A 6,751-nucleotide genomic window follows, 5' to 3' on the forward strand; every position below is an offset into this window, starting at 1 on the left:
CACTCCCGGGGTTTCCCACCTTGGGTTAAACCCGGTTGTTTGGGGTGTTCTCGGTTTTCACCCACCCCAACACCCCCAACACGAACCCACATCCCCCGCGCTCGGGCCCGAATCCGCCGTACGCCGGCAGGAACAAGCACACCGCACGCACAGCAAGCCCCAGCAGACGCGCGTTCGGCGAGAACGTGGAGTCGGTGGGCACCGCGGGGGCTGAGACAGGAAGTGGTGGGTGCGGACCTGTTATTACCTGTCCCAAGTCCCGGGTGCAGGTCTCAACCCCCGGGTGTCGGGGCGTGGTTAGAGTCTTGGGGGTGCGGATTGTTTCGTTGTTGCCTTCTGCGACTGAGGTTTGTTTTGCGTTGGGGGCTGGGGAGGACCTGGTGGGGGTCACGTTCGAGTGTGACTATCCGGCGACGGCGCGTACGCGGCGGATCGTTTCGGGTACGGCGTTGCCTGCGGGGCTGACACCGGGTGAGATCGACGCCGTCGTACGTCGGAAGGTTGCGGCTGGGGAGGATCTCTACCACCTGGACGCGGGGGTGCTCGATCCCGAGGTGGTGATCACGCAGGATCTGTGCGCGGTGTGTGCGATCGATGTGGCGGATGTCGGGGAGGCGCTCGCGTACCTCGGGTGTCGGGCGGAGGTGGTGAGTACCGACCCGCACACTCTGGATGAGGTGCTGGAGTCGATCGCGACGATCGGGAAGGCGATCGGCCGAGACGCGACGGGGTTGGTGGCGAACCTCAGGACGCGACTGGACGCTCACCGAGCCAACTCGATCGGCGGCCACGCGGAGACAGCCAGCGGGCACGCGCAGGCAGCCCGCGGGGCGGAGGGTGGCGACGAGCCGGTGCGGGTTGGGTTGCTTGAGTGGACTGAGCCGCCGTTTGCTCCGGGGCATTGGTTGCCGGAGATGGTGGCGTTGGCGGGTGGGGTCGACGTGCTGGGGCGGGCGGGCCAGCGGTCGGTGGCGATCTCGTGGGAGATGGTGCGGGAGGCGCGGCCTGACGTGATTGTGGCGGCGCCGTGTGGGTTCGACCTCGAGGGTGCGGCTCGCCTGACCGAGGGAGTACTGCACGAGTTGCCGCCGGGTATTCCGGTGTGGGCGGTCGACGCGAACGGGTACTTCGCGCGGCCGGGGCCTCGCCTGGTGGATGGCGTCGACGTACTAGCTGCCATCCTCCGTGACGAGGCCCCGGAACACGCGATCAAGGTGCGTTAGAGCTTGCGGCGGGTTCTCAGGTAGTCGCCCACTACTGCGGCGCCCAGGCCGTCGGCGTCAGGGGCGAGGACTCGGCCGCTGCTGCGGCGGGCCAAGAGGTCAACGAACGCGTTGAGGCGTGGGTCGCCGCCCAGCCGGAAGACGGTCAGCGAGGCTCCGAGTTTGGCGAGTCGGTCCACTTCGAAGATCGTCTTGCGGAGAGTGGCCGGCTCGGGTGGGTAGGAGAACTCGGCGGTGCCGTCGGGCTCCAGGTGTGCGGTCGGTTCGCCGTCGGTCACCATCAGGACGACCGGCTGGGCGTCCGGGTGGCGACGGAGGTGGCGGCCGGCGAGGAGCAGGGCGTGGTGCGCATTGGTGCCCTGTTCCCAAGTGCCTTCCATGCCGATCAGCTGCGGTAGCTCGACAACTCCGGCGTACCGGCCGAAGGTGATGAGCTGGAGGGCGTCGTTGCGGTAGCGGGTCGAGATGAGTTGGTGCAGCGCGAGCGCCGTCCGTTTCATCGGCAGCCACCGGCCCTCTTGGACCATCGACCAGGAGGTGTCGACCAGCAACGCCACGGCGGCCCGTGCCCGGTGCTCGGTCTCGGCGATCTCCACGTCCGCGACGTCGAGCCGTACGCCACCACCGCCGCGATGAGCAGTCCGCAGTACGGCGTTGCGCACCGTCCGCGGCACGTCCCACGGCTGGGTGTCACCGAACTCCCACCGACGCGAGGAGCCACTCAACTCACCCGCTGCACCCGCGTTCGCCGCATCGCGCTCACCGGAACCACGGGCGGTCCGCAGTACGTCGGCCAACGCGGTCTGACCGAGTTGACGCAAGGCCTTCGGAGACAACTGCAGCGAGCCGTCGGGCGCCCGCTCGATCAACCCCTGATCGCGTAGCTGCCGCTCGAGTTCACTCAACCGGCGCGCATCGACCGTTGCCTCGTCACCCAATTGCCGCGTGAGAGCGTCGAGATCGATGTCCTCCAGTCGTGCACCCGGATAAGACTGCGCCAACTGCTCGGCGAGTGCGTCGAGCTCCGCGAGATCGGACATCGCCCGCGCGCCGTCGGCGAGACCGAGCGGATCGTCACCACTCATCTGCTCCGACCCGGACCAGTCCTCCCCCGGCCGCAGCCCTTGCAGCTGGGCATCCAGCTGCGCCAACTGCTGCGCGAGTTGCGGACTGCCGAACGCCTGCTGCGACAACTCCATCAGCTCGGCCCGTTGCTCGGGCGTCATCGAGTTGAGCATCCGTTGTGCCGCGGCCGCCCGCTGCGCAAGTACGTCGATCAGCTCGTCGACGTTCTGTGGATTCTCCGGGAAGAACTCCCCGTGCGCGGCCATGAACTCGTCGAACATCTGCGGTACGTCGGGACGCCCTTGCGCATGCGCCGCGAGCAACGCGTTGAGGTCGGTGAGCATCTCGTTGATCCGCTCGATGTCCTCAGGCGTGGTCTGCTGCAACGCCTCCTTCATGCCCTCGAACCGGGACCCGAGCAGCTCGCGCCCGAGCAGCTCACGGATCTCCTCGTACTTCGCCCGCGCTTCCGACGACTCCCATTGGTAGTTGGCGAGCTCGCGCACCGCGGCCGCCGTACCGGACGGGAGCGCGTCGAGCTCGGCCTCCTTGAAGCGAGCGTCGTCGGACGGGTTCGGGAACAGCTCGCGGCGCTCGGCCGCCAGTGCCTCGTCGAGCAGCCGCTGGACGTCCTGCAACGTGCCGTCGAGGTTGTGCCGCCGCTGGATCTCGCGGCGACGCTCCCACAGCCGGCGGGTCAGGTCGTCCAGGCCCTGGGTGTTCCGCGTGCCGCGCCGGAGCATCTCCTCCAGCGCGGACCGCGGTGACGACCCGTTCATCACGTCCCGGCCGATCTCGTCCAGCGCGTCCCGCAGATCGACCGGCGGCTTCAACGGATCGGGCCCGTCATGCCACGGCCCGTAGGACCAGCCTTCCGGAATCGAGCTCATGTCAGGCTCCGTAGACCGTTGTGTCTTCGTCAGCGTCCTTGGCGACGCGTTTCGAGAGATAGAGCATCTCGAGGGCGAGCTCGATGGCGGCGGCGATCCGGCCGGACGAGTCGTTCGGCTCTACCCCGGCCCGGGCGGCGACGTCGTGCAGCACCGGCAGCTCGGGCAGCGCGGCCAGTACCTCGCGGCCGGGCACCCGCTCACCGGTGGTCACAAGGTTGCCGTCAGCAACAGCGTGGGCCAGCGGGCTGAGGTCCAGACCGGCGAACCATTCGCGCGCCGTGTCGGCCACCGACCGACGCAGCAGGTACTCGAGCAGTTCGATCTCGCGTCCCTCTTCACCGGGCTCGAACTCGAGCTTGCCGCGCAGTACGGCGGGCACCGCCTCGAGGTCGACCGGTCGCGCAACGGCCGGCTCCTCGCCGGTGATCGCGGACCGGCGCAGCGCGGCGGCGGCGATCGTCTCGGCCGCGGCGACCGCGAACCGCGCGGAGACGCCGGACCGCTGGTCGATCGACGTCGACTCGCGCAGGTGCCGGACGAACCGGGCCAGCACCTCCAGCAGCGGCTCGCCGACCTCGGCGGTGAACTCGGCCTCCTGCCGGATCACGTCCACCTCCGCGTCGATGTCGAGCGGGTAGTGGGTGCGGACCTCGGCGCCGAAGCGGTCCTTCAGCGGGGTGATGATCCGGCCGCGGTTGGTGTAGTCCTCGGGGTTGGCCGTTGCCACCAGCAACACGTCGAGCGGCAGCCGCAGCGTGTACCCGCGGACCTGGATGTCGCGCTCCTCCATCACGTTCAGCAACGCGACCTGGATGCGCTCGGCGAGGTCCGGCAGTTCGTTGATCGCGACGATACCGCGGTGCGAGCGCGGGACCAGTCCGAAGTGGATGGTCTCGGGGTCGCCGAGACTGCGGCCCTCGGCGACCTTCACCGGGTCGACGTCGCCGATCAGGTCACCGACCGAGGTGTCGGGGGTGGCGAGCTTCTCGGCGTACCGCAAGGAGCGGTGCAACCAGGCGACCGGCAGGTCGTCGCCGAGCTCGGCGGCGCGGCGGCGCGAGGCCGGCGTGATCGGGTCGAGCGGGTGCTCGGGCAGTTCGGCGCCCTCGATCACCGGGGTCCACTCGTCGAGCAGCCCGACCAGGGTGCGCAGCAGCCGGGTCTTGCCCTGACCACGCTCACCGAGCAGTACGACGTCGTGTCCCGCGAGCAGGGCACGCTCTAGTTGCGGAATCACCGTCCGGGTGAATCCGACGATGCCCGGCCACGGGTCGCGCCCGGCGCGGAGCTCTTTCAGCAGGTTGTCACGGATTTCGGCCTTGATCGACCGGGGAAGGTATCCGGCGGCCCGGAGGTCACCAGCTTTACGAGGAAGTTCAGCAGGTGCACTAGTCACAGGTGCGACGTTAGCTCGGTCACCCCAACCAGCACCTCCCATATCTCAGATTTACCGCTTGGGGGTGAACCGTCCCGAGGTGAACAGGTGGTTCGGCCGGAAGGTCAACGGCACCCAGGGATGCTCTGGGGAATACCGGGTGACGAAATGGTCGCCGTCCGCGGGTTCGGTCGGCCGCAGCTCGGACTCGTGCTCCGGTTCCTCGGCGAACGCCAGCCGGTCTCCGGTCGCCTGCTCCAGCAGCACCAGGCGGTCGTCCCGGCGCACGACGTCGAGCCGGACGCTCGTCCGTTCGTAGCGTCCGACGTGGCGGTCGTCGATCGGTACGTCGATCGGCTGCGGCGGCGCCGGGTGGCTGACACCCACATAGTGCTGGAAGACCTCGCTGGCCAGCGGCTCGAACAGGCGGGTGCCATTGCCGGAGTTCGTCAGCAGGCACATGATCAACCGGGCTTCGGTGTCGACGCGGAGGAAGGCGAGCTGCGAGATCGTCGAGCCGTCGTGGCCGAAGATGCGGCGGCCGTCCCAGTCGTAGATCCGCCAGGTCAGGCCCAGGTCGACGAACCCGCCGATCCCACCGGCGGACGGGACCTGCGGCTCCTGCATCGCGGCGTACCGGTCGTCGGACAGGTGCATCCGGGCGAACGTGAGGAGGTCGCCGGCACTCGCCGTGATCGTCCCGGCGGGGCCGATGCTGCGCGGTAGTTGCCAGGTCTTCACCGGCGCACCGTCGGCGGCGACGTGACCGCGTGCCGCGCGGAACAGGATCGCTTCCTCGGGCAGCGTGACGGTGTGGGTGAGCTCGAGCGGTTCGAGCAGGCGGGCTTTCAGGGACTCGTCCCACGTCCGGCCGTCGAGTACTTCGATCAGCCGGCCGAGCAGGACGAATCCAGCGTTGCAGTACGAGTACGCCGTCCCCGGCGCGAACAACTGGTCGACGCCGGCGAGCAGAGCGACGTACCGCTGCAGGCAGTCGTCGCCGCGGCCGGTGTCGGCGAACAGGTCGCCGTCGATCCCGCTGGTGTGCGTGAGCAGCTGACGGACCGTGATCCGGTCGTCGACAGGTGCCTCAGGCAACAGTTTGACCACCGGGTCGTCGAGCCGCAGCCGGCCCTCGGCGGCGAGCTGGACGATCATCGTCGCCGTCCACGGTTTGCTGATCGAGCCGATCTGGAACAGCGAGTCGGCGGTCGCCTCGACACCGGTCGCCGTGTTCAGGACGCCGTACGGCGTGATCGTCGTCGCGCCGTCGTGCCAGACGCCGAGCACCGCCCCGGTGACCTCGGCGGCCACCGCCAACTCGTTCAACCGCGCAGACCAGTCAGGCATGCGCCAAACCTACTTCGTGAACCCCTCCAGCTGGACCCGGATGTCCTGCCAGGCGGCGGCTTCGTCGAGTCCCTGGTCGAGCAGGATCTTCGTCGCGATGCCGGCCGAGTCGCGGAAGAACGCCAGCAGGAGGTGTTCGGTGCCGACATAGTTGTGGCCGAGCGTGACGGCTTCGCCGACGGCTCCTTGCAGAACGTGCGCGGCGCGGCGGGTGTACGGCGGGTTCTCGGCGTCGAGGCCCTTCGGCGCGGCCTCCGCGGCAGCGGGACTTTCGGCGGCGGGGCTCTCGGCGGCCGGGCTCTCGGCGGCGGGGCTTTCGGCGTTGACGGCTTGGAGGACCGTGGCTTCGGTGATGCCGTGCTGGACCAGCACCTTCGTGGCGACGCTGTCGGGCTGCTTGTACAGCGCGAGCAGGAGGTGCTCGGTGCCGACGAAGTTGTGGTTGCGATCGCGGGCGATGTCGGCCGCGGCCTGAACGACCGCGCGGGCGCGCTGCGTGTAGCGCTCGAACGCCGGGCGAGCCGTCCACGAGTCGGCGAAGCGCTTGTGGGCGGCCTGCTTGCTGACGCCGAGGACGGCGCTGATCTCGACCCACGACTTCCCCGCGCCGCGGGCCCGGTCGACGAAGAACCCGAGGGCCGCGTCACCGGTGCTGGTCAGTTCGCTGATCGTCACCGCGGCGGTGGCGAGCTGCTCCAGCTCGTCGTCGCTGCCGGTGTCGGTCTTGATCGTGGTGATGAGCTGCTGCAGATCCGGTCCGGGAGTCATGCGTCAACCGTAGGTTGACGATCTGGCGGCGTCAACCCTAGGTTGACAGAGTCGGTGTTGTGCCGAAGAACGGGTAG

Annotated in this window: 5 protein-coding genes; 1 reads left to right on the plus strand and 4 read right to left on the minus strand. The window is 68.9% G+C overall.

Going from position 1 to position 6,751, the window contains the following annotated elements:
* Nucleotides 1–380: 380 nt before the first annotated feature.
* Complete coding sequence (locus ACWGID_RS19150) at nucleotides 381–1,223, plus strand: cobalamin-binding protein (protein ID WP_452198238.1); 843 nt, start codon at nucleotides 381–383, stop codon at nucleotides 1,221–1,223.
* On the opposite strand, the gene ACWGID_RS19155 is transcribed toward ACWGID_RS19150, so the two are convergent.
* From ACWGID_RS19155 to ACWGID_RS19170, 4 genes are read right to left on the minus strand one after another with little or no spacing between them, the layout of a single operon-like run.
* Entirely contained in the window at nucleotides 1,220–3,178 is a 1,959-nt protein-coding gene (locus tag ACWGID_RS19155; protein ID WP_452198239.1) for a vWA domain-containing protein, read from the minus strand. The two genes, ACWGID_RS19150 and ACWGID_RS19155, sit on opposite strands and share 4 nt — an antisense overlap.
* 1 nt (nucleotide 3,179) lies before the next feature.
* Nucleotides 3,180–4,577, minus strand: coding sequence for a sigma 54-interacting transcriptional regulator (locus tag ACWGID_RS19160; RefSeq protein WP_452198241.1), 1,398 nt, complete (start codon nucleotides 4,575–4,577; stop codon nucleotides 3,180–3,182).
* Between the two features lie 51 nt (nucleotides 4,578–4,628).
* A complete protein-coding gene (locus tag ACWGID_RS19165) occupies nucleotides 4,629–5,906 on the minus strand; it encodes a serine hydrolase domain-containing protein (RefSeq protein ID WP_452198243.1) in 1,278 nt (425 codons plus the stop codon).
* A gap of 9 nt (nucleotides 5,907–5,915) precedes the next feature.
* Nucleotides 5,916–6,674: a Clp protease N-terminal domain-containing protein gene (locus ACWGID_RS19170; RefSeq protein ID WP_452198245.1), complete on the minus strand. Its 759-nt coding sequence runs from the start codon at nucleotides 6,672–6,674 to the stop codon at nucleotides 5,916–5,918.
* Nucleotides 6,675–6,751: the final 77 nt, after the last annotated feature.

Source organism: Kribbella sp. NPDC054772 (assembly GCF_053611945.1).

Coding starts and splice junctions, on each gene's coding strand:
- ACWGID_RS19155 (WP_452198239.1), bottom strand. CDS start 3,178: ATGAGCTCGATTCCGGAAGGCTGGTCCTACGGGCCGTGGCATGACGGG.
- ACWGID_RS19165 (WP_452198243.1), bottom strand. CDS start 5,906: ATGCCTGACTGGTCTGCGCGGTTGAACGAGTTGGCGGTGGCCGCCGAG.
- ACWGID_RS19170 (WP_452198245.1), bottom strand. CDS start 6,674: ATGACTCCCGGACCGGATCTGCAGCAGCTCATCACCACGATCAAGACC.